At 66.9% G+C, this 20,575-nt stretch carries 19 protein-coding genes; 13 read left to right on the top strand and 6 right to left on the bottom strand.

Going from position 1 to position 20,575, the window contains the following annotated elements; translation table 11 throughout:
• Positions 1–156: 156 nt before the first annotated feature.
• The 3 genes from thsB (at position 157) to TX79_RS13435 (ending at position 4,592) form a co-directional block, all read left to right on the top strand.
• On the top strand, positions 157–1,827 hold the full coding sequence (thsB, locus tag TX79_RS13440; RefSeq protein ID WP_081655567.1) for a thermosome subunit beta: 1,671 nt from the start codon (positions 157–159) through the stop codon (positions 1,825–1,827).
• A 599-nt stretch (positions 1,828–2,426) separates the two neighbouring features.
• The gene (locus tag TX79_RS19710) at positions 2,427–2,567 is read left to right on the top strand and encodes a hypothetical protein (RefSeq protein ID WP_195892502.1); all 141 of its coding nucleotides are present in this window, start codon (positions 2,427–2,429) and stop codon (positions 2,565–2,567) included.
• Between the two features lie 90 nt (positions 2,568–2,657).
• Positions 2,658–4,592 (top strand): ABC transporter ATP-binding protein, encoded by a 1,935-nt coding sequence (locus TX79_RS13435; protein WP_049927949.1) that lies wholly within the window; start codon positions 2,658–2,660, stop codon positions 4,590–4,592.
• Positions 4,593–4,705: 113 nt separating this feature from the next.
• On the opposite strand, the gene lrp is transcribed toward TX79_RS13435, so the two are convergent.
• Positions 4,706–5,170, bottom strand: a complete 465-nt coding sequence (lrp, locus tag TX79_RS13430) for an HTH-type transcriptional regulator Lrp (RefSeq protein ID WP_049927948.1) — start codon at positions 5,168–5,170, stop codon at positions 4,706–4,708.
• A gap of 125 nt (positions 5,171–5,295) precedes the next feature.
• Between lrp and glnA the strand changes: the two genes are divergently transcribed.
• The gene (gene glnA / locus TX79_RS13425; RefSeq protein ID WP_049927947.1) at positions 5,296–6,651 is read left to right on the top strand and encodes a type I glutamate--ammonia ligase; all 1,356 of its coding nucleotides are present in this window, start codon (positions 5,296–5,298) and stop codon (positions 6,649–6,651) included.
• A gap of 168 nt (positions 6,652–6,819) precedes the next feature.
• Here glnA and TX79_RS13420 read toward each other — a convergent pair whose 3' ends face one another.
• Positions 6,820–8,121: a YihY/virulence factor BrkB family protein gene (locus TX79_RS13420; RefSeq protein WP_049927946.1), complete on the bottom strand. Its 1,302-nt coding sequence runs from the start codon at positions 8,119–8,121 to the stop codon at positions 6,820–6,822.
• Between the two features lie 120 nt (positions 8,122–8,241).
• On the opposite strand from TX79_RS13420, the gene TX79_RS13415 reads away from it, so the two are divergent.
• A complete protein-coding gene (locus tag TX79_RS13415; protein ID WP_049927945.1) occupies positions 8,242–8,442 on the top strand; it encodes a hypothetical protein in 201 nt (66 codons plus the stop codon).
• Between the two features lie 52 nt (positions 8,443–8,494).
• Here TX79_RS13415 and TX79_RS13410 read toward each other — a convergent pair whose 3' ends face one another.
• A complete protein-coding gene (locus TX79_RS13410; RefSeq protein ID WP_049927944.1) occupies positions 8,495–9,610 on the bottom strand; it encodes a tRNA (guanine(26)-N(2))-dimethyltransferase in 1,116 nt (371 codons plus the stop codon).
• A gap of 502 nt (positions 9,611–10,112) precedes the next feature.
• Here TX79_RS13410 and TX79_RS13405 point away from each other — a divergent pair.
• On the top strand, positions 10,113–10,469 hold the full coding sequence (locus tag TX79_RS13405) for a hypothetical protein (RefSeq protein ID WP_049927943.1): 357 nt from the start codon (positions 10,113–10,115) through the stop codon (positions 10,467–10,469).
• An 18-nt stretch (positions 10,470–10,487) separates the two neighbouring features.
• On the opposite strand, the gene TX79_RS13400 is transcribed toward TX79_RS13405, so the two are convergent.
• A complete protein-coding gene (locus TX79_RS13400) occupies positions 10,488–11,321 on the bottom strand; it encodes a hypothetical protein (protein ID WP_049927942.1) in 834 nt (277 codons plus the stop codon).
• Between the two features lie 151 nt (positions 11,322–11,472).
• Between TX79_RS13400 and TX79_RS13395 the strand changes: the two genes are divergently transcribed.
• From TX79_RS13395 to TX79_RS13375, 6 genes are all read left to right on the top strand, one after another.
• Positions 11,473–11,658 carry an HVO_0416 family zinc finger protein gene (locus TX79_RS13395; protein WP_049927941.1) on the top strand — a complete coding sequence of 62 codons (186 nt, stop codon included), beginning with the start codon at positions 11,473–11,475 and terminating at the stop codon, positions 11,656–11,658.
• Positions 11,659–11,831: 173 nt separating this feature from the next.
• Positions 11,832–11,990 carry a DUF7563 family protein gene (locus TX79_RS20145; RefSeq protein ID WP_449271622.1) on the top strand — a complete coding sequence of 53 codons (159 nt, stop codon included), beginning with the start codon at positions 11,832–11,834 and terminating at the stop codon, positions 11,988–11,990.
• Between the two features lie 71 nt (positions 11,991–12,061).
• Positions 12,062–13,930, top strand: coding sequence for a UvrD-helicase domain-containing protein (locus TX79_RS13390; protein WP_049927940.1), 1,869 nt, complete (start codon positions 12,062–12,064; stop codon positions 13,928–13,930).
• A gap of 3 nt (positions 13,931–13,933) precedes the next feature.
• Entirely contained in the window at positions 13,934–15,046 is a 1,113-nt protein-coding gene (locus TX79_RS13385) for a M24 family metallopeptidase (RefSeq protein WP_049927939.1), read from the top strand.
• 178 nt (positions 15,047–15,224) lie between these two features.
• Positions 15,225–16,169, top strand: coding sequence for a bile acid:sodium symporter (locus TX79_RS13380; protein WP_049927938.1), 945 nt, complete (start codon positions 15,225–15,227; stop codon positions 16,167–16,169).
• Between the two features lie 50 nt (positions 16,170–16,219).
• Entirely contained in the window at positions 16,220–16,825 is a 606-nt protein-coding gene (locus TX79_RS13375) for a riboflavin synthase (protein ID WP_049927937.1), read from the top strand.
• A gap of 36 nt (positions 16,826–16,861) precedes the next feature.
• Here TX79_RS13375 and TX79_RS13370 read toward each other — a convergent pair whose 3' ends face one another.
• Together TX79_RS13370 and TX79_RS13365 are read right to left on the bottom strand one after the other, a co-directional pair.
• A complete protein-coding gene (locus tag TX79_RS13370) occupies positions 16,862–18,919 on the bottom strand; it encodes a hypothetical protein (RefSeq protein WP_049927936.1) in 2,058 nt (685 codons plus the stop codon).
• A gap of 93 nt (positions 18,920–19,012) precedes the next feature.
• Entirely contained in the window at positions 19,013–20,020 is a 1,008-nt protein-coding gene (locus TX79_RS13365) for a PrsW family intramembrane metalloprotease (protein ID WP_049927935.1), read from the bottom strand.
• A 164-nt stretch (positions 20,021–20,184) separates the two neighbouring features.
• Here TX79_RS13365 and TX79_RS13360 point away from each other — a divergent pair, with 164 nt between their 5' ends.
• Positions 20,185–20,562, top strand: a complete 378-nt coding sequence (locus TX79_RS13360) for a DUF7532 family protein (RefSeq protein WP_049927934.1) — start codon at positions 20,185–20,187, stop codon at positions 20,560–20,562.
• Positions 20,563–20,575 lie beyond the last annotated feature (13 nt).

The raw sequence follows: 20,575 nt of genomic DNA, 5'->3' as shown, positions 1-20,575 counted from the left end.
CTGTCGTACGATTCGACCCGTCGACTTCCCCGATCGGAACGTAGAAATGCCCTCATTCAGTCGATTATCGATTCCTCGACCGTCGGCCGTATCGCGTCCAAAGCCCGCCACGATAGAAATATTTATATAGAAGGACAAACAACGAGTCAACCGACTATGAGCCAGCGAATGCAGCAGGGACAGCCGATGATCGTCATGAGCGAGGACGCCCAGCGCGTCAAGGACAAGGACGCGCAGGATCACAACATCAGCGCCGCCCGCGCGGTCGCTGAAGCCGTTCGCTCGACGCTGGGCCCGAAAGGGATGGACAAGATGCTCGTCGACTCGATGGGGTCGGTAACCGTCACCAACGACGGCGTCACCATCCTCCAGGAGATGGACATCGACAACCCGACGGCCGAGATGATCGTCGAGGTCGCCGAAACCCAGGAGGACGAGGCGGGTGACGGCACCACGACGGCCGTCGCGGTCACCGGCGAACTCCTCAAGAACGCCGAGGACCTCCTCGAGCAGGACATCCACCCGACGGCGATCATCAAGGGCTTCCACCTCGCCGCCGAGCAGGCTCGCGAGGAGATCGACGACATCGCCGAGGACGTCGACACCGAGGACGAGGACCTGCTGCGCTCCGTCGCCGAGACCTCGATGACCGGCAAGGGTGCCGAGGTCAACAAGGAGCACCTCTCCCAGCTGATCGTCGACGCGATCCGCGCGGTCACCGTCGAGGACGAGGAGGGCGAGAACGTCGTCGACCTCGAGTTCCTCAACATCGAGACCCAGACCGGCCGTGGCGCTGGCGAGTCCGACCTCCTCGAGGGCGGCATCCTCGACAAGGACCCGCTCCACGACGACATGCCCTCGGAGGCCACCGACGCGGACATCCTGCTGCTGAACGACCCCATCGAGGTCGAGGAGACCGACGTCGACACCGAGGTCTCCGTCACCGACCCCGACCAGCTCCAGAAGTTCCTCGACCGCGAGGAACAGCAGCTCCGCGAGAAGGTCGACCACATCGCCGACCTCGGGGCCGACGTCGTCTTCTGTCAGAAGGGCATCGACGACCTCGCCCAGCACTACCTCGCCAAGGAGGGCATCCTCGCCGTCCGCCGCGCCAAGAAGTCCGACCTCGAGTTCCTGAAGGAGGTCGTCGACGCCTCGCTCGTCTCCGACTTAGAGAGCGCGACCGAGGACGATCTCGGCTACGGTGACGTCACCCGCGACGAGGACGACGAGCTGTTCTACGTCGAGGGCGAGGACGCCCACGGCGTCACCCTCCTGCTGCGTGGCTCGACGGACCACGTCGTCGACGAGCTCGAGCGCGGCATCAACGACGCGCTCGACGTCGTCGCCCAGACCGTCTCCGACGGCCGCGTCCTCGCGGGCGGCGGCGCTATCGAGGTCGAACTCGCCTCGCGCCTGCGCGACTACGCCGACTCCGTCTCCGGCCGCGAACAGCTGGCCGTCGAGGCCTTCGCCGACTCGCTCGAGCTCGTGCCGCGCGTGCTCGCCGAGAACGCCGGCCTCGACTCCATCGACACGCTCGTCGACCTGCGTGCGGCCCACGACGACGGCGACGTCCGCGCCGGCCTGAACGTCTTCACCGGCGACGTCGAGGACACCTTCGACGCCGGCGTCGTCGAACCCGCCCACGCCAAGGAGCAGGCCGTCTCCTCGGCTGCCGAAGCCGCCAACCTCGTGCTCAAGATCGACGACATCATCTCCGCCGGCGACCTGTCGACCGACAAGGGCGACGACGAAGAAGGCGGTGCCCCCGGCGGTGCCGGCGGCATGGGCGGCATGGGCGGCGGCATGGGCGGCATGATGTAGGCGAGGTTCGGAACGAGCGCGTGGTTCGGAGCCCCGCAGGGGCGAGAACCACGGACAGCGAACGGCGAAGCCGTGAGCGAGCGAAGCGAGTGAGAACCTCGGAAAGCGAGCGGGGAGCGGACGCGACCCGCGAGCGAGAAACTAAATTTTCCTCTGCGGGCCGCCTTTGGCGGCCCTCGGCAAAATTTAGTATAAAAGCACTCCTCGCTCCCGGGCTCACGGCTAGCGCCGTTCGCTATCCCGCGGCGCGAAGCGCCGCGCCTTGGTCGCTCGTCGGCCCGAGCGCGCCACACCGTGCCGCGCTCGGTGAACGGCGTTGCTCACGGCTCACTTCGTTTGCCGTTCGCCATCCCGCGGTTCTCGCCCTTCGGCTCCGAACCGCGCACCGTTCGGGTTCTTCGAACCGCTCGCTCGCCGACGCTCGAGCGGCGTTTTCGTCGTATTTCTGCACTAATCGGCTCCGCCACTACGGTACGTCCTCGGACTCGAGATCCCGTCAGCCGTCGACTCGAGCCCGTCGGAACCGGTCGAGAGGGGCCGTTCACGACGGCCGAGGTGGCAAGGCAACAACCTTTTTGCGCCGCCGTGGTAGGCCGCCCATGGCATATCGAACCACGTTCGGCTGGTCCCTGATCTCCTCGGGCGTCGTCACGCTCGTGTTGAAGGTGCTCCCCGGCGACTCGCTGTGGTGGGGGCTGTTGCTGCTCGCGGTCGGCATCATGGTGCTGTACGTCCGGTAGGCCGGTGCCGGAACCGCGCGTCGCCACGAGAATCCTCACGAACTGCCGCCATCGGAGACCGTTTATATTTCGAACCGAAACTCGCCGCCAGTGAGTACGACCGACGACGAAACGCCGTTTGACGCCTATCGTGAGGACGTCGACCGGCCGCTCTGGCGGCTGTTCCGCGAGTACGCGCCGGGGCGGCTGGGCTGGTTTTCGGTGGGGATGGTCGCAAATTTCGTCGCGCGGATGGCGAGTCTCGTCCCGCCGCTGTTGCTCGGGGTCGCCATCGACGCGCTGTTTACCGAACCCGACTCGGCGGCGTTCGAACTCCCGCTGGTTCCCGACGCCTGGCTCCCGACCGAGCAACTGGACCAGTTCTGGTTTACGATCGTCGCGATCGCCGTCGCCTTCGTGCTGGTCGCGGTCTTTACCTGGATCTACGGCGTCGCTGCCAACCTCTTCGCCCACGACGTGATGCACACCGTTCGCGTCGACAGCTTCCGGAAGATGCAACGGCTCGACATGAGCTTTTTCGACGAGAAACAGACCGGCGAGGTCATGGCCGTCCTCAACAACGACACCCAGAACTTAGAGCGATTCCTCGACAACGCGGTCATGAACTCCGCCCGACTCGTCGTGATGGTCGGGGGCATCGCGGCCGTCCTCTGCTACCTCAACTGGCAACTCGCGGTCGTGACGCTGGTCGCCGTCCCGGCGATGGTCCTGTTTACGCTCTGGTTCATGCGCGTCGCCGAACCCCGGTACGTCCGCCAGCGGTCGGCGGTGGCGCGGCTCAACACGCGCCTCGAGAACGCCATCGCCGGCATGGGACTGACGAAGGCCACTTCGAGCGAGGACCACGAACTCGACCGCGTCCGGGAGTCGTCGCTGAACCTGTTTCGGCGGACGATGGACGTGTTGAAACTGAGCTACCTCTACCGACCCGGAATGGAGTTGCTCGCCGGAATCGCGTTCGCCGCGACGTTCCTCGTAGGCGGGTTGTGGCTGACGACCGACACCGCGCCGGGGCCGCTGACGGGGACGCTGTCGGTGGGCGATTTCGTCGTCTTCCTGATGTTGACCCAGCGGATCGTCGACCCGCTCGCCGAGGTCTCGAACATCGTCGACCAGTACGAGAACGCGAAGGCCTCGAGCGAGCGCATCTTCGGGCTGATGGACATCCCGGTCCACGTCGACGACCCCGACGATCCCGCGGATCTCGAGCCCGTCGAGGGGCACGTCGCCTACGAGAACGTCACGTTCAGCTACGCCGACAGCGAGGTGCGAGCGACCGCCCACGAGACGGAGACGGCGTTCGACGAGACCGTGATCGAGGACGTTTCCTTCGAGGCCGAACCCGGGGAGACGGTCGCGCTCGTCGGCCCGACGGGCGCGGGGAAGTCGACGCTCGTGAAACTGCTGTTGCGCCTCTACGACGTACAGGAAGGGTCGGTACGGATCGACGGACACGACGTCCGTGACGTTTCGCTGTCGGAGCTGCGTTCGTCGGTCGGCTACGTCAGTCAGGACACGTTCCTCTTCGACGGAACGATCGCGGACAACGTCCGCTACGGGCAGTTCGACGCCTCCGACGAGGCCGTCCGCGAAGCCGCCAAAGCGGCCCAGGCCCACGAGTTCGTCACGGAGCTACCCGACGGTTACGAGACCCGCGTCGGCGAACGCGGCGTGAAACTCTCCGGCGGACAGCGCCAGCGGATCGCCATCGCGCGGGCCGTCCTCGCGGATCCGGACGTCCTCCTGCTCGACGAGGCGACCAGCGCCGTCGACACGAAGACCGAGGCGCTGATCCAGGAGTCGATCGATCGCCTGACGGAGGGACGGACGACGCTCGCGATCGCACACCGGCTCTCGACGATCAAAAACGCGGACGAGATCCTCGTCCTCGAGGACGGACGGGTCGTCGAACGGGGGACTCACGAGGAGTTACTCGACGACGGCGGCCGGTACGCGACGCTGTGGAACGCACAGGCCGGCACCGTCGACGAGGCGCTCGACGCGCTCGCCGACGGCGGTCAGTGAGGACGAAGAGAATCGATCGAGGCCCCACCCACGGATCGAACCGGATCCCCGATTCGACGGGTCGTCGCTGCGTCCCGTCGGATGGTCACAGCACGGAGCGTACGGGCGGTCGATTAGGCGTCGTCGCCGACCTCGAGCTCGAACTGCTCGTTCTCGGAGACGGCGTTCAGTACGACGCTGGTGTTCGAGGCCTTGATGTCCGGATCGGTCAGCAGGGCCTTGATCTGGTCGTTCATCCCGTCCGTGTCTTTGAACTTGCCGATGGCGATCACGTCGTAGTCGCCGGTGACCTCGTAGACCGAGATCATCTGACGGTGCTCGCGCAGCGTCTCCGTGATGTCGGGCAAGGCGTTGCCCTCGACCTGTAACTGGATGACCGCGGTCACGTCGTAGCCGACGGCGTCGTAGTCGATACGCGGCGTGTAGCCATCGATCACGCCCTCGTCCTCGAGATCCGAGAGGTGGTTCGAGACGGTCGTAACGGAGACGTCGAGTTCTTCCGCGAGACTCCGCAGGCTAGCACGGCCGTCACCCAGAAGCGCATTCACTAGTTTTGCATCGAGATTTTCGTACGTCATCACCTGAAACCTCTCAGTGGAGCCTTTAGAAATTTACGAATATACAATTTCGGTCCGGAGGAGAAGATTTGCTCGGAACAGCACTGTTTTAGCAGGGCGGATGCTTGGTAACGACGACGAGAAAGATGACAACCGAACAGCTCACAGCGTCTGAAGAGGAGGTAATTGCCGAGATAAACGAAAATAATGTTGATTTTCTACGCCTTCAATTTACTGATATTCTCGGGACAGTAAAAAACGTCTCGATTCCGGCACGACAGGCCGAGAAGGCGTTCACCGAGGGGATCTACTTCGACGGTTCTTCGATCGAGGGCTTCGTCCGGATCCAGGAGTCGGACATGCGTCTGGTCCCCGATCCGGAGACGTTCGCCATCCTGCCCTGGCGGCAGAAGGACGGCAACGCGGCGGGTCGACTGATCTGTGACGTCTACGACACCTCGACGGGCGAGCCGTTCGAGGGCGATCCGCGTCGGGTCCTCAAGAACGCCCTCGAGCGCGCCGAGGAACTGGGCTACACGATCAACGCCGCGCCGGAACCCGAGTTCTTCCTCTTCGAGGAGGACGAGGAGGGGTCGGCGACGACCAAGACAAACGACGCCGGCGGCTACTTCGACGTCGCGCCGAAGGACCTCGCCTCGGACGTGCGCCGGGACATCATCTACGGCCTCGAGGACATGGGCTTCGACGTCGAAGCCTCCCACCACGAGGTCGCCGAAGGTCAGCACGAGATCAACTTCACCTACGACGACGCGCTCTCGACGGCGGACAACGTCGCGACGTTCCGGACGGTCGTCCGTGCCATCGCCGCACAGCACGATCTCCACGCGACGTTCATGCCGAAACCGATCCCGCGGATCAACGGGTCGGGCATGCACACCCACATCTCCCTGTTCACTGAGGACGGCGAGAACGCTTTCCACGACGACGAGGACGAGTTCAACCTGAGCGAGACTGCCAAACAGTTCCTCGCAGGGGTGCTCGAGCACGCGCCGGCGATCACGGCGGTCGCCAACCCCACCGTCAACAGCTACAAGCGGCTGGTGCCGGGCTACGAAGCACCGGTCTACGTCGCCTGGTCCGACCGCAACCGCTCGGCGCTGATCCGCAAGCCCGCGGCCCGCGTTCCCGCGGCCTCGCGCATCGAGTTGCGCTCGCCGGACCCCTCGTGTAACCCCTACCTCGCGCTCGCGGTCATGATTCACGCGGGTCTCGACGGCATCGAGAGCGGCCTCGACTGTCCCGAACCGGTCCGGGAGAACATCTACGAGTTCGACGAACAGAAGCGCGAGGAGTACGGCATCGACACGCTGCCGTCGAACCTCGGCGAGGCCGTCGACGCCCTCGAGGAGGACGAGGTCGTCTACGATGCGCTGGGTGAACACGTCGCACCCAAGTTCGTCGAGGCCAAGCGCCAGGAGTTCGAAGAGTACCTCGTCGACGTTTCTCAGTGGGAACTCGACCGCTACCTCGAGACCTACTGAGCGCTGGCTGTTCGACCGCTCCCGATCGCTTCGACTCTCCGTTCGGTTTCGTCTCGGACGTTCGACAGCGTTCCTGCGATCTAGCAGTGTGACGGACGAGCGCCGCGGCGAAAAACGACCGATCGACGCGGGGGATACTGCGATGCGACGACGTGACGGGTTGGGCGTTCAGGAGCGTCGTTCGCCGATCCAGTCGCTGATCCGGCCGGGGAGACCGAGCAACGTCATCCCGGCACCGAACAGCACCATCAGCGTGTACACCCCGAGCGTCGAGGTCCAGATCGTGAACATCGCGAGAATCGCCCACCCGCCGCTGAGGAAGTAAAACGCCGCGATGGTCATCGCCGTGCCGTACAGCAAGACGAGGTACGGGCCCCAGCCGCGGGCGTGACCGCGACGGATCCGGCGACGAACGTAGCGTTTGAGTTCGCTCTCGAGGGACTCTTTCCGGACGGTGCGTCGCTCGACGGAGTCTTCGAAGGAGTCGACGCGGTCACGGAGGCGTTCGATCTCCTCGCGCAGGGCCTCGGGGTCGTCGGCCCGGTCCCGCGTCCGCGCACTCGTGCGCGCCTCGCCGCCCGCGTCCGTCTCCGTGCCGTCGTCCGCGTCTCCGTCGTCGGCACCCGTGACGTCGTCAGTCATCGCTTCTGGTCGGATCTGTCGAGCGCCGGGACTTTGTAGCTGCCGATCCAGTTCAGTGCCGGCGAGGACGGCGTTACAGACCGCTCCCACGAGGAGGACGACCGCGCCGACGTAGAGCCAGACGAGGACGAGAAAGACCGCTCCGAGTGCGCCGTAGACCGCGTTTTCGGTGGCGAGGGCGGTGTAGATGGAGAACGCGCGACTCAACACGAACCAGCCGACGGCAGCCAGGATCGTGCCGGGAAGCGCCTCGCGAACGCCGACGTCGGCGTCGGGGAAGACGACGTACAGCGGGAGGAACGTGACCGTCAGCCCGAAGACGACGAAGGCCGGTCCGAACGGTCCGAGCGCGATCAGGGGGAGAAACCGGATCGCCACCTCGAGGCTGCCCACGATGGCGAGTCCGAGCGAGATCACCAGGAAGACGATCGTCGCGTCCCAGGCGGCGTCGAGCAGGGACTTCGAGCCCGCGGTCCCGTAGATCAGCGAGAACGCGCGATCCAGCGCCTGGAGGACGCGACTCGAGCCCCACAGTAGCCCGATAGCCCCGACGACGGTCGCGCCCTGTCGGCCGGCCGGATCGAGGACGGTATCGGCGAGCAGTTCCTGTGCGGCCGGCGTCAGCACTTCGCTGGCGGCTACCACGAGCCAGGCTGCGAGCGATTCGCCCCCGATCGAGGCGGCGATCCCCAGCCCGAGCAACAACAGCGGGACGAGCGAGATGAACCCGTAGAAGGCGACGCCGGCCGCCAGCAGCGTGAGCTGTTCGGTCCGTGCGAGCTCGAGCACTCGCATCGTGAACGCGACGCCGCGGCGGTAGTCGATCACGCGTCGCCCTACGAGGGCCAGTGGCATATGCCATGCTGTGGCATGGTGGTGCGGTCGCCGGGTTCGACCGATCGACGCCGCAATCGGTACGTTCTTTCGCTGTCACGTCCACCGGTCGGTATGGATCAGCGACGCTGCCCCGACTGTGGCGTCACGATGAAATCGGTACCCGTTCACGACAGTGAGGGGATGGGACTGCGGATCACGACCGGCAGTCGTGAGGGACTGCTGGGAACGCTCGGAATCACGAACAGCGCGAAGCTACGGGGCGTCTGCTGTCCCGAGTGCGGACTCGTTCGGCTCTACGCCGACGACGAGTGATCGGGGTTCCGCGAGTCGCCGCGGATTCGGCCGGCTACCGCGTCTCTCGCCGTCACTCGAGCGTGGCTTCAGTCGCTGCGCGGATCTCACCCACGTTGGCGTCGGTCTTGAACGTCGTCCCGCCGTAGTGGGCGCTCGAGGCCGCGTGGCCCGCCTCCCGGAGGTCCGCGAGGAACTCGTCCATCGCGTTCGCGGGCAGCCCCCAGTTCTTGCAGAGTTTGTGCTGGTCGTAGTGGGTGGGCTCGTCGAGTTCCGCGCACAACGCGTCACAGAGGTCCCGGGCCTCGTCGGCGGTGCCGAACGCGTCCGGAATCTCCTCGCGGACCGCGGCGACGAACTCGGGGTCGCGGTAGGGACCGAGCCAGACCGGTCCCGCGGTGAGCAGGCGGGTCCCATCGCAGTTCGGACACCGCTCCAGTGGGTCGGCCACGAGACCGGGGTCGCTCTCCCGGTAGAGACAGTCCTCGCAGTGATAGAGGTGGCCGAGTTCGTCGACCGCGGCGTCGGCCGCGCTGGCTTTTCGATCGAGTTCGAGATACGTGCGGACGTAGTGGCTGGTCGCGTGGGTGAACAGGGGCGTGACCCCGACGTCGAAGCGGGCCGCGCTGCGGGCCAGCGCCGACAGCAGGATGCGGACGCCCATCTCGGGGTGGTAGTCGGTGTTACGAGGCGTCGCCGAGTACGAGCGGATACCGCTGTCGAAGTGGGCTCCACACAGCGGCGCGGTGTCGGTCGCCGTCACGCAGACGAGGTCGCGACACCGGGCGAACGCGGCGTCGGCGAACGGCATCGGCGAGCCGTAGGGATCGAGGTCGATCACGTCGAACGCCTCGTCGTGCATGAGCGCGTTGACGTTTCGGTGTTCGACGCGGGCCTCGAGGTCGTTCCGATCGAGGTTCTCGCGGGCGAGAGAGACGGCCTCGCTCTCGAGGTCGCAACAGGTGACGTCCCAGCCGTTCGCCGCGGCCCGGATGCCGCGGACGCCGCTCGCGGTCATCGCGTCGAGGTAGGTCTCGGCGCGCTCCTCGCGCTCGCTAAATGCCCGCAGCGTCGCGATCGTCAGATCCCGGTTCAGTTCCTGTCGCGGGTTGTAGAAGACCGACTCCTCGACCCCCTCGGTCTGCTCGCCGGGGACCTCGAGTTCGACCGTGCCCTCGGTGACGCGCATACGCCCTACTCGCGGGTAGCCGGCGAAAAACGGTGCGGTCTCCCGCTCGAGGGGGGAGCATCTCCAACGATCAGTCCAGGCCGTTCAGTTACCGGTTCGTACGTAGCAATCTCTCTGCGGTGGCGCGCGCTGTCGACCTGCCGAGCGAAGCGAAGTGCGACCTCCGGGACCACCTCGAAACGCGAACGGGGAGCAGTGCGACCCGTGAGCGACTGCGAGGCTGGCCGACGATATCGTGCGAGCGAGTCGGCTGGGGAGGGCGAGGAGTGAGCGAAGCGAACTCCTCGAGAAGGCGAACGGCGAACGAAGTGAGCCGTGAGCGGCGTGGCCACTCCCCGTGTCCACGATAGCAGGACGCTTCGTTCCACACCAATCCACTACGACCATCCCGATCAATACGCATATATGAGGTATCGTCTACACATCCCGGTTGCTGAATCGCGTACACCTGCCGAATCCGACACCCGAACTGATTTTAACGGTTCGCGATAGAGGGTTGGGCGTGTCGGACCCGAACCCCGTCGAGCGCTGGCAGGCCGCCCTCGAGGAGGAGGGCGAACTCACGCCGGCGATCGTCGAGCGGATCACGCAGGTTCACGGCGACCGCGGGGTACGGGCCATCGAGGCCGTCGGCGAGGGTCGGGTCAAGACCTACAAGGACTTCACGATCGTGGTCGGCTACCGGGACGAGTACATCGTCGAGGACGGCGGCTGTACCTGCAAGGACAGCGAGTACAATCTCGATCCCGAGGACCCGACCGAGCAGTGCTGGCACGCGCTCGCCGTCGCCATCGCTCGCCGGATCGGTCACGTCGACTACCACGACATGTGGTACTCGGAGGTTCGGGAGTTTCTGTAGGTGCCGTCGCGACCCTCGTCACGCAGGGGTCGCAACCGCCTCGCCCTCGCGGACGCGGCGGATCGCGTCGCGAACCACGTCCTCGTCGCCGGGATGCGTTCCGTAGACGATCGTCTCGGCGTACGGCTCGAGCCGGCGCGTCAACCCGGCGAGGCGGTCGGCGTCGACGTTCCCGGCGGATAGCTGGATCGTCAGCTCGGCATCGAGATCGGCGAGTTCGTCGGCGAAGCCCCGGGCCAGGGTCTCGACCCAGTAGGTCGTCTCGTAGCCGGGGCTACACAGCGGGACGACGAACTCCGAGACGTGTGGCGCGAGCGCGGCGGGAGCGAGCCCCGCGCGCTCGCGGAGGTGGCCCGGGTAGGGATCGGGGTACAGCGTCGCCAGGAGGTCACCGGCGACGCGGTCGCTCGCGTCGGCGACGAACTCGGTGACGACGGCCGATCGCCACGCGCTCCGATCGTCGTACTCGCTTTCGGCGAACGTCCGTTCGCACCGCTCGCAACGACAGAAGGCCGACCCGGGGAACCCGAGCGTCGTCAACCGAACGTCGCCGGCCGCACCGACCCGCTCGAGGCGCTCGAGCAGCCCCGCCCGGTAGTCGGGATCGGTCGGACAGACCGTCCCCCAGTGGTGGCCGTCCGTCTCGGGCGTCGCCCGCCGGCCGTCGGCTGTGACGGCGGCCCGGTCCGGCGTCTCCCGTATCGCCGCCGTATCCCCCCAGCAGGCGACCGAGTTGACGGTCCCGGCCAGGGGCTCGCGACGCGTCCCGTCGACGGACTCGGCGAAGAAGTGCGTAACCTCGCCGACGTCGGCCCGCGCGAGGTCGCGGTCGTCCGTCAAAATGGCGTACATGGGGGCCGATTCGCGCAACGGGGCCGTAAATGTAGTGGTTAGCCCCCCGCTCGAGGCCTACTCGACCATCGCGTGGTAATGACACCCAAGAACGAGGCAGTGCTTTCGCTCACCCAAACGGTTTTGTACTGTGGTGTACATTCACACACATATGGCATCCTCACCCAACGGTGCCGGTGACGACGTGTTCGACCAATTCCTCTCGGATCGCGGTCACACGGTAGAACGAGTCGGGTGGGAACAGGAGTATAACAAGAAACAGTGTCCGGAGTGTGGGGGACTCCACGACTCGTCCGCGAGTTCCTGTACCGTCTGTGGGTGGGAACCAGCGCCGTAGCCGTCCGCGCCGGTAACGGTTTCGAATTCGCCCTTTTTCGTCGCGTTCGCATCTCCGAGCGCCGGCAGTGAGCATCGGCACTCGGTATCGCCAATGTGGGACGACTATTTTCCGGGCGCGACAGACGACATAATTATAGTGTTCCGTTTTAGAACAGTTCACTGAGAAGGACAATGCCGGAATGCCAGAACTGTGGTTCGTTCGTGACGGAGGCGTACGCGCGAGTGTTTACCCCGCGTGACGTCGACGATCCCCGGGTCTGTCCCGAGTGCGAGGACAAGATCCGCGACGGTGCCGACGTGCGATCCGCCCGGTCCCCGCGAAACCCCTGATTCGACCCGCCTCGTGGCCCCTCGGTAGAAACCCACGTGACTTATGGGTATTGCGCCCCTGAACAGGTACAATGGCTCCCACGGAGACGACGGTGACCCGGTTGTTCGGTGGTCCGGGTAGCGGGAAGACGACCGCGCTACTCGACCACGTCGAAGAGATCTTAGAGCAGGACGACGTTACGTTTCGCGACATTCTCGTGGTCTCGTACACGCGTGCTGCCGCCCAGGAGGTTCGCGAGCGACTGGCCGACCGCCTCGGCGAGAGCCCCCGGGCGCTGCAGGGCAACGTCTGTACCATGCACGCGAAGGCGTACGACCTGCTGGATCTCTCCCGGAGCGACGTCATCGGCGAATCCGACAAGGAGGAGTTCTGCGAGGAGTACGGCCTCGAGTTCGAGGACGAGTACTCCGGTGCCGGTCGGCGGACCGCGCGGTCGACGACCATCGGCAACAAGATCATCGCCACGAGCCAGTGGCTCCAGCGGACCCGCCGCGACGTCGCCGACTGGTACGACGTTCCCTTCCAGTGGGACGAGGAGGAGGTCCGACTGCCGCCCGAGATCGACCCGAACGCCCAGGAGGGCAACAAGTACACCCCGACGTGGCCCAGCGACGACGATCGGATCGACGTCCCCGAGGCGATCCGCGCCTGGCGCTCCTTCAAGGGCGAACAGGGCAAGATCGGCTTCGCCGACATGCTCGAGCGCGTCAAACAGCGCTCCCTGCTTCCCAGCGTCGACTACCTGGTGATCGACGAGTTCCAGGACATCACGACGCTGCAGTACGACGTCTACGAGGAGTGGAAACCCCACATGGAGCAGGTCCTGATCGCCGGCGACGACGACCAGGTCGTCTACTCCTGGCAGGGTGCCGACCCCGCCTTGCTGCTCGAGGAGGACGTCGACGAGGACGTGATCCTGCCGAACTCCTATCGCCTCCCCTCGAACGTGCTCAACGTGGTCAACAAGGAGATTCGCCACATCGAACAACGGCAGGACAAGGATCTCAACCCACGCAAGGAAGGTGGGACGGTCGAGGCCCGACGGAACGCCTCGATGCTCGACGTCGTCCGGATGGTCCGGCGCGCGCTCGTCGAGGACGACGGCACGATCATGGTGCTGTTCCGGGCGCGCTACCAGATGTTCCAGTTCATCGACGAGTTCATCACCGAGGGCGTGCCCTTCACCTCGCTGACCGACCAGCGGATGTGGACCGACCGCCTGACCGACTACGTCCGCGCCGTCGAGGCCATCGACGAGGGCGAGGACGTCACCGGCCTGCAGGCCCGCCGGCTGGCCGACATGCTCCAGGACTCGGCGTTCGGCACGAACGAACGCGACGACCTCTTCGACGAGATCGACGAGCGCCAGGAGCAGACCGGCATCGACGACCTCGAGGAACTCATGATCCCCGCGGAGGTCGTCGAGGACTACGCGCCGTTCATGCCCGGCCCGGCCTCGGCGGCCGACATGGTCCGGAAGGTGACCAACTTCCAGAAGAAGAGCGTCCGCTCGTACTTCGCGATCGGCGAGTACACCGGAATGGACACCGATCGGGTCCGCGTCGGCACGATCCACTCCGCGAAGGGTCGCGAGGCCGATCACGTCATCGTCGGCACGGACCTCACCGAGAAGGTCGTCGAACAGATGGTCGCCACCGTCGACGACCCGGAGGACGCCCCCGGCGTCGAGGAGTTCACCAAGGCCACCTCGCCCGTGCCCGTCCTGACGGACAACGAACGGCGCGTCTTCTACGTCGGCATGTCCCGCGCCCGCGAGCGCCTCGTCATGCTCGAGAACCTGGTCGACGGCGCACCGACGCTGCCGATCGACGTCTTGCTCAACGACGAGCCGACGGACACGCCGCTCGAGGAACTGATCGAAGAGGCCCAGCAGCCCCTCGAGGGAGAGGACGTCGAAGCCGAGGCCGAGGCCCACTGAGCCGTGTTCGCGGAGGTTCGCGACCACCTCGAGAGGACGCTCGAGAGCGACCTCGTCGCTCGTGACGCCGCGGCGTTCGTCCTCGTCGGGTCCGCCAGCGATCCCGACCTGCAGTACTGTCTGGCCGCTCTACGGGAATCGATCGACGCCAAACCCGGATCGAATCGCGTCGGAACCGGCACTCACACCCGATACGCCCTCGCGTACGTTCCCGACGAGGGGTGGCTCGTCCGTTCGTCGGCGGAGGTACCCAGCCCCGCCGATCGGCTGGCGACCGACCTCGCCGACCGCGACCGCTCGGGTCCGGTCCTGACGCCGGCCAGCCTGCCACACGACGCGGCGCTCTACCTCGAGGGGGCGGGCTGGTCGCTGGCCTCGAGCGACGCCCTGGAACGGGCGCGAGCGACGAAGACGACGGACGAGCGAGAACGGATCGAGACCGCCCAGGCGGCGGCCGGCGAGGGCGTTCGGACCGCGGCCTCGGTGCTGGCGGAGGCGACCGTGGACGACGGAACCGGCTCGCTCGTCGTCGACGACGCCGAACTGACGCCGAAACGGCTTCGAGTCGCGATCGACGAGTCGATCGTCGCCGCGGGCGCGCTCCCGGCCGGGAACACCCGGATCGAGCCGGGAGCCGACGACGGAACGCTTCGCCCCGGCGACCCGATCGTCGTCGGCGTCGCGCCGCGCGAACCCGGGGGCTACTACGGCGGCCTCGCACGGACGCTCGTCGTCGACCCCGAGGGCGGTCAGGAGCGACGCGCCCACGTCGCGGTCACGCACGCCTTCCGCTCGAGCGAGGCGATGCTCTCCGCCGACGCGCAGTCGGTGACTGCCGTCGAGGCCGACCTCGAGGCCGAGATCCGGTCGTTCGGCTTCCCGGACCCCGACGACGCTGCGGGCAGCGTGACGGGCGTCGGCCTCGAGTCCCACGATCCGCCACGCGAGGCGAGCGCCGAGATCGGTCCCGGTAGCGTCGTCCGCCTCGAGGCGGCCGCACAGGTCGACGACGGCGGCTGGGTCCGAATCGCCGATCTGCTCGCGGTCGCGGACGACGGCGTCGCGTGGCTCTCCGCGCCGTCCCGATCGCTCGAGCCCGCTGCGCTGCTGGAGTAAGCGGTCGCCGACGGATTCTCCGTCCCACTGCTAACGGCTGCCTCTACCTCTGTGTCCTGTCTCGCGTCCGGTGCGATCACGGCCAGACGTGTCGAAACGTATCATCGGCAGGACTCGACCAGGGCGGGTTGAGAAGACCTATGTGTCGCGTTTCGAATTTCGCGATATCGCTCGACACATGGATCGTTTCAGGACCCGTCTTCGCTCGCAGGCGTCGTTGTTGATCGTCGTCGTCGCCACGGTCGCCGGCGTCGCGGTGCCGTCGCTGGCCGCGCCGCTGGAACCGCTCGTTCCCGTCTTCGTCGGCGGGCTGCTGTTTACGGCGTTTTACGGGTTTAGCGTCGCCACCCTCGCCGTGCGGGACGTCTCGATGCTGGTCGTCGTCTCGATCGTCTGTCTCTACCTGCTCGTCCCAGTCGCCCTCTCGCCGGTCGCCGCGGCGGTGCTCTCCGGCGAACTTCTTCTCGGGGCGCTCATCGTTCTCTCCGCGCCGCTGGCCGCCGGCAGTTCGATCGTCTGGACGCGGCTGGGCGGCGGGAACACGGTCCTGGCGACGGTGATCGTCCTCGTCTCGATGCTGCTGGCTCCGCTGGCGATGCCTACGCTGCTCACCCGGCTGGCGGGGTCCGCGGTCGACGTCGCCGTCGCGGATCTGGTCGTCGACCTCGCCGTCGTCGTCGCTGGCGGTGGACTGCTCGCCGCTCTCGTCCCGGACGGCGTCGTCACCGACCGCCAGCAGGATCGGTTCTCCCTGCTCGCCCTCGGCGCGCTCATCTACGTCGGCGTCGGCGGCTCGAGCCTCGCCGTCGACGGGGTGCAACTCGCGTTCGTCGGCGTCATCGCCGTGGCGGCGCTGGGGCTCAGCGCGGGGATCGCGTACGCGCTGTACGCCCGCGGCACCCGCAGCGACGACTGCGTCACCGTCCTGTTCTCGAGTTCGATGAAGAACCTGAGCGTCTCCGTGATGGTCGGGACGGTGTTCGGCGGCGGGGCGATCATCGCGAGCATCACCGTCTTCCACGTCGTCCAGCAACTCGTCAGTAGTGCGCTCGTCAACCGGCTTTCGGCCGTTACGGAGACGCAGTCCGTCGACCGGGTTCCGGCGACTCCGCCCGGCGACTAGGTGGCTCCCGAGTCGGAACGGCTTTCCCTCGCCGCCGCCCACCCTCGCGTATGTTCACGGGGATCGTGGAGGAGACCGGCGAGATCGTCGCCCGCGAGCGGACCGACGACGGCCTCCGGCTCCGGATCGGGGCCGACGAGGTCGCGACCGGACTCGAGCACGGCCAGAGCGTCAGCGTCAGCGGGGCCTGTCTCACGGTCGAACGATTCGAGGACGGCGACTGGTTCGAAGTCTTCCTCGCGAGCGAGACCGTCGAACGGACCTACCTCGGCGACCTCGAGCCCGGCGACGCGGTCAATCTCGAGCGGGCGATGCCCGCCGAGGGCCGGTTCGACGGCCACGTCGTCCAGGGCCACGTCGACGCCGTGGCGACGGTACGGAACGTCGAGTCCGTCGACGAGGACTGGTTCTTCGAGTTCGACCTCCCCGAAGGCTACGACCGCTACGTCGTCGAGAAGGGATCGATCACGCTCGACGGGATCAGTCTTACCGTCGCCGACCTCGATACCGACGCGAGGACCGTCACCGTCGCGATCATCCCGACGACGTACGAACTGACGACGCTCTCGGAGAAAGCGCCGGGCGATCCGGTCCACCTCGAGGTCGACGTCCTCGCGAAGTACGTCGAACGGCTGCTCGAGGCGCGCTTCGACTGAGGGTAGCACCCCAGGAATCTGCCCTTTCACCCCGTCCTACCGGTTTTCGAGGTGCTCCCGACACTGCTCGAGCAGTGTCGTCTGTCGCTCGAGCACCGCGGTGAGCCGTTCGAGATCCGGGCCGTCGCCGTCCTCGTACTGCGTCCGGAGCGTCCTGAGTTCCTCGCGATGGCTCTCGAGTTCGTCCTCGAGGTCGTCGGGGAGCGATCCCCCGCCCGCGGTCGATCCCGAGTCGTCGATCCGGTTTCGCTCACTCGAGTCCGTCCGCTCGCGGCCGGTCGTCGGGGTCATTGCTTCGAACGTTCCCCGCGTGCCGGCGTCCATCATCTCGAGCGCGCTCCGCTGGGCGAGCATCGAGCCCTCGAGCAGCGACCGTGCGGCCGCCCCCTGGGCAGTCAGCCCGAGTTCCATCGTCGCCCGGGCGTTCTCGAGGGCGGCCCGTTGCGTGGCGACCGCGGCCGCCACGGGCGTCGTGGGGCGGTCGCGGTCGCTCGCCCCCCGCATCTCGTCCATCGACCCCCGCGCGTCCGTCGACTTCGCCCGTTCCGCCGGCGTTCGACGCGCGAGGCTGTCCTCGGTCTCGGTCCCTGGCTCGTCGGTCGTAGTCCCTTCCTCGTCGGTTTGTCTCCCGGCCATCGCGTCCGGTCCCACCGGCGGCTCCCGGGTTTCCGGTTCGGCCATCTCGTCGGACTCGAGCGCCGTCTCCGGGCGCTGATCCGCGGCGCTCGAGGCCGCGTCCGTGCCGAGTGCGACCGCCGACTCGTCCGGGAGGGCTTCGGTCGCGTCCGCCGATTCTTCGGCCACGTCCGGCGTGTCTTCGCTCGCGTCCGACGTCGATTCCGCGTCCGACTCGGTGACGTCCTCGAGTTCGCTCTCGCGCTGGAGTTCCTCGGCCAGATCCATCGTTTCCGTCTCGGTCCCCTCGACCCCGCCCGAGGCGTCCGGAGCCGGGTCCTCGACGGCCGACTCGACGTCGATCCCTCGATCCAGTTCGTCCGCCGGGTCCTCGGTCGACGCACTCGCTCGAGCGTCGTCCGCCTCGGCGGCCTCGGCGAGGCTCTCGTCGTCGATTCCCGGCTCGAGCGCCTCGCCCGGATCGGGGGAGCCGTCGTCCGATTCCGACGCACCGGTTGCGTCGTCCTCGGTCGTCAGCTCGTCGTCCCCGGCTTCGTCGGACGACTCGACGTCCATCGGCTCGTCGACCGACTCCGAGACGTCGACGTCCTCGGGCGATCGCTTGGGATCGGAGGTCTCCGTCTCCCCCGTCGTGGCGGTGTCGGCGTCGCTCGCGGCACCGCCGCCCGGACTCCGAATATCGATCGCCGTCCCCTCGGTATCGTTCTCTTCGAGGGCCGGATCCCGCTCGGCCGCGTTCGCTTCGTGTGCCGGCTCGTCGGCCCGCATGGCGGCCTCGTGGTCGTCGGCCTCGTCTCCGATGTCGTCCGCCGATTCACGCTCGCCGGTTTCGAGGTCGCTCGAGGGCTCTCGTTCCGCGGCGTTCGAGCGATCGTCCATCCCCGGTGGCGACTCGTCGGCGGTGGCCGATTCGTCCGGCTCCCGCTCGGGTTCGTCGGTCGCGATGCCCGTCGACGGTTCGTCGGTTTCGAGGCCCCGTTGGTCGTCGTCCGTGGCGATCCCCCGATCCATCTCGTCGGCGGCGATACCGACGCCCTCGTCGTCCCTGGTCGCCTCGTCGACGCCGGTGGGGGACCCAGAGCGCGGCGCGTCCATCCGTTCGGCCTCGAGTTCGTCGGGGCTCGCGTCGGGAGCGTCCGGTTCACGATCCCCGGGCACCGTCGACTCGCTCGCGTCCGGCTCCGTCTCGACCCCTGCATCGTCGACTGCTGCGTCGTCTAGCGCGTCCGGTTCGAGGCGGATCGCGTCCGCCGTGATCTCCACGATGGCGTCCTCGTGGACCGAGACGGTGTCCTGCGTGGACCGCCAGCCAAGCGCCGCGCGGATCGAATCGACGACGCCGGCCCTGGGTTCGACCGCCGCGGTCTCGCCCTCGATCGACGCGACCGTGCCGATCTCGTCCCCCGTCGTGGTCTCGACCCGCTTCTCGAGGTCGTCCTCGGTGAACGTCGCACACATGGGCGTCACTGCGCCACTGGGTGGCAAGCTTGTGATGCCTGCACCAGCGGGGACCGTCCTCGAGTTGCGTCGATGCCCCGTCGTGGGTGGCGATTACCGCTGGGGTGGTTCGAACTCGGTCAGTTCCGATCGGCTCGTGTCCGCGACGTCGTCCCGAACGGACCGGTAGGTCCGACGGTAGCGGTCGAGTTTCCGGTAGAGGAAGGCACCGATGGCGACGTTGAACAGGGCCACGTAGCTCACCTGTGCCACCCCGAACGTGACCGGCGAGACCGTCGCGACGAGCGAGGGAAGGAACCCGGCAAGCGAGTTGTAGGTTGCGTGGACGAGCGCGGCGATCAACAGCCCCTTGACGACGAGCGGACCGGCGTGTTCGCCGTTGAACTTCGCGAGGCCGAGGTAGTAGCCCGCGATAGCCGAGAAGATGACGTGGCCCGGGCCGACGAGCGCACGAACGGTCGCGATCCCCGTCGCGGCGGTCACGAGGCCGGTCTGAGACTGGAGGACGTGGTTCGTGATGTAGAGCGCGTTCTCGAAGGCGGCGAATCCCAGCCCCGCGATAGCGCCGTAGACCGCGCCGTCGATCACCGCGTCGAACGTGTCGCTCCGGTAGGCGAAGATCCGAACGGCCAGTAGTTTGACCGACTCCTCGATCGGGCCGACGATCAGGACGAAAAAGAGGACGGTGCCGACCAGCGGAATCGCCTCGAGGTACGGCTGCATCGCAGTGTTGACGACCGCCGCGAACGTCGCGAACAGGATCGCGAGGACGAACGTCGCGACGACCAGCCCGAGCGGTTCGGACGAGGTCACGTCCGTATACCAGATGAACGCGGCGAGCAACGCCGCCGGCACGACCGACAGCGCGAAGAAGACGCCGAGCCACGGCTCCGCGAGCAACAGGACCGCCGGTTGGACGAGGATGACCAGCGTGATCCCCAGCGCGACCGCGAGGACGATCGCGTGGAGCCCGTAGTTGATGGCGGCGTAGATCAGGTACGAGAGCCGATCGACCGCCGTCCGCGGCTCCCACGTCGACACCTCGTAGAGGTCTCGAGACTCGTCGTCGGCCCGCTCGACCGGGTCACGCCTGCGCTGCATACCGGCCCGTCATCGTCCGATCCGGTAAGCGTTCGTGGCCGCTCTCCTAGTATGATATTGATTCTGTACTCGAGTCTTCGGGGCCGGCGCGAGGGCGGGTCGTCCCTCGAGTCCGGCAGGGAAAACTCACAATTCTCAAAGGTGGGCCACCCGAACGGCCGGACATGCACTTCGATCAGCGAACGCAGCGGGCGCTGCGGGAGGTCGGCCTCGAGACCGAGGACCTCCGGGCCGCCTCCGAGGCGGTCGTCGAGGCCGTCGAGGCCGACGCCGCGGCTCTCGAGGCGTTTTTCGACGCCCACGAGACGGTCTACTCCGACATGGACATGGCACACTCGAGCGCCGATTACCCCGAACACACGGTCGACTACCTGGACCTGACGACCCACGCCGACGAGATGCGGGGCTGGCTGCGCTTCGATAGCTGGGGCGTCTACGTCGAGGACGGCCGGATCCTCGAGGACGATCACGTGGAACTGACGCTCGGACCGACGATCCACGACCGGGTGCGGTTCGCGCCCGACCGCGAGACGCTACGGTGATGAACGTGCAGGC

The organism is Halopiger goleimassiliensis (genome assembly GCF_000455345.1).
Classification (GTDB): domain Archaea; phylum Halobacteriota; class Halobacteria; order Halobacteriales; family Natrialbaceae; genus Halopiger_A; species Halopiger_A goleimassiliensis.
This window is presented reverse-complemented; position numbering and strand designations above follow the sequence as displayed.

Bases quoted from the DNA above. Each gene is read 5' to 3' on its own strand.
- thsB (WP_081655567.1), top strand. From the start codon at position 157: ATGAGCCAGCGAATGCAGCAGGGACAGCCGATGATCGTCATGAGCGAG.
- TX79_RS19710 (WP_195892502.1), top strand. From the start codon at position 2,427: ATGGCATATCGAACCACGTTCGGCTGGTCCCTGATCTCCTCGGGCGTC.
- lrp (WP_049927948.1), bottom strand. From the start codon at position 5,170: ATGACGTACGAAAATCTCGATGCAAAACTAGTGAATGCGCTTCTGGGT.
- glnA (WP_049927947.1), top strand. From the start codon at position 5,296: ATGACAACCGAACAGCTCACAGCGTCTGAAGAGGAGGTAATTGCCGAG.
- TX79_RS13415 (WP_049927945.1), top strand. From the start codon at position 8,242: ATGGATCAGCGACGCTGCCCCGACTGTGGCGTCACGATGAAATCGGTA.
- TX79_RS13410 (WP_049927944.1), bottom strand. From the start codon at position 9,610: ATGCGCGTCACCGAGGGCACGGTCGAACTCGAGGTCCCCGGCGAGCAG.
- TX79_RS13400 (WP_049927942.1), bottom strand. From the start codon at position 11,321: ATGTACGCCATTTTGACGGACGACCGCGACCTCGCGCGGGCCGACGTC.
- TX79_RS13395 (WP_049927941.1), top strand. From the start codon at position 11,473: ATGGCATCCTCACCCAACGGTGCCGGTGACGACGTGTTCGACCAATTC.
- TX79_RS20145 (WP_449271622.1), top strand. From the start codon at position 11,832: ATGCCGGAATGCCAGAACTGTGGTTCGTTCGTGACGGAGGCGTACGCG.
- TX79_RS13390 (WP_049927940.1), top strand. From the start codon at position 12,062: ATGGCTCCCACGGAGACGACGGTGACCCGGTTGTTCGGTGGTCCGGGT.
- TX79_RS13380 (WP_049927938.1), top strand. From the start codon at position 15,225: ATGGATCGTTTCAGGACCCGTCTTCGCTCGCAGGCGTCGTTGTTGATC.
- TX79_RS13375 (WP_049927937.1), top strand. From the start codon at position 16,220: ATGTTCACGGGGATCGTGGAGGAGACCGGCGAGATCGTCGCCCGCGAG.
- TX79_RS13370 (WP_049927936.1), bottom strand. From the start codon at position 18,919: ATGTGTGCGACGTTCACCGAGGACGACCTCGAGAAGCGGGTCGAGACC.
- TX79_RS13365 (WP_049927935.1), bottom strand. From the start codon at position 20,020: ATGCAGCGCAGGCGTGACCCGGTCGAGCGGGCCGACGACGAGTCTCGA.
- TX79_RS13360 (WP_049927934.1), top strand. From the start codon at position 20,185: ATGCACTTCGATCAGCGAACGCAGCGGGCGCTGCGGGAGGTCGGCCTC.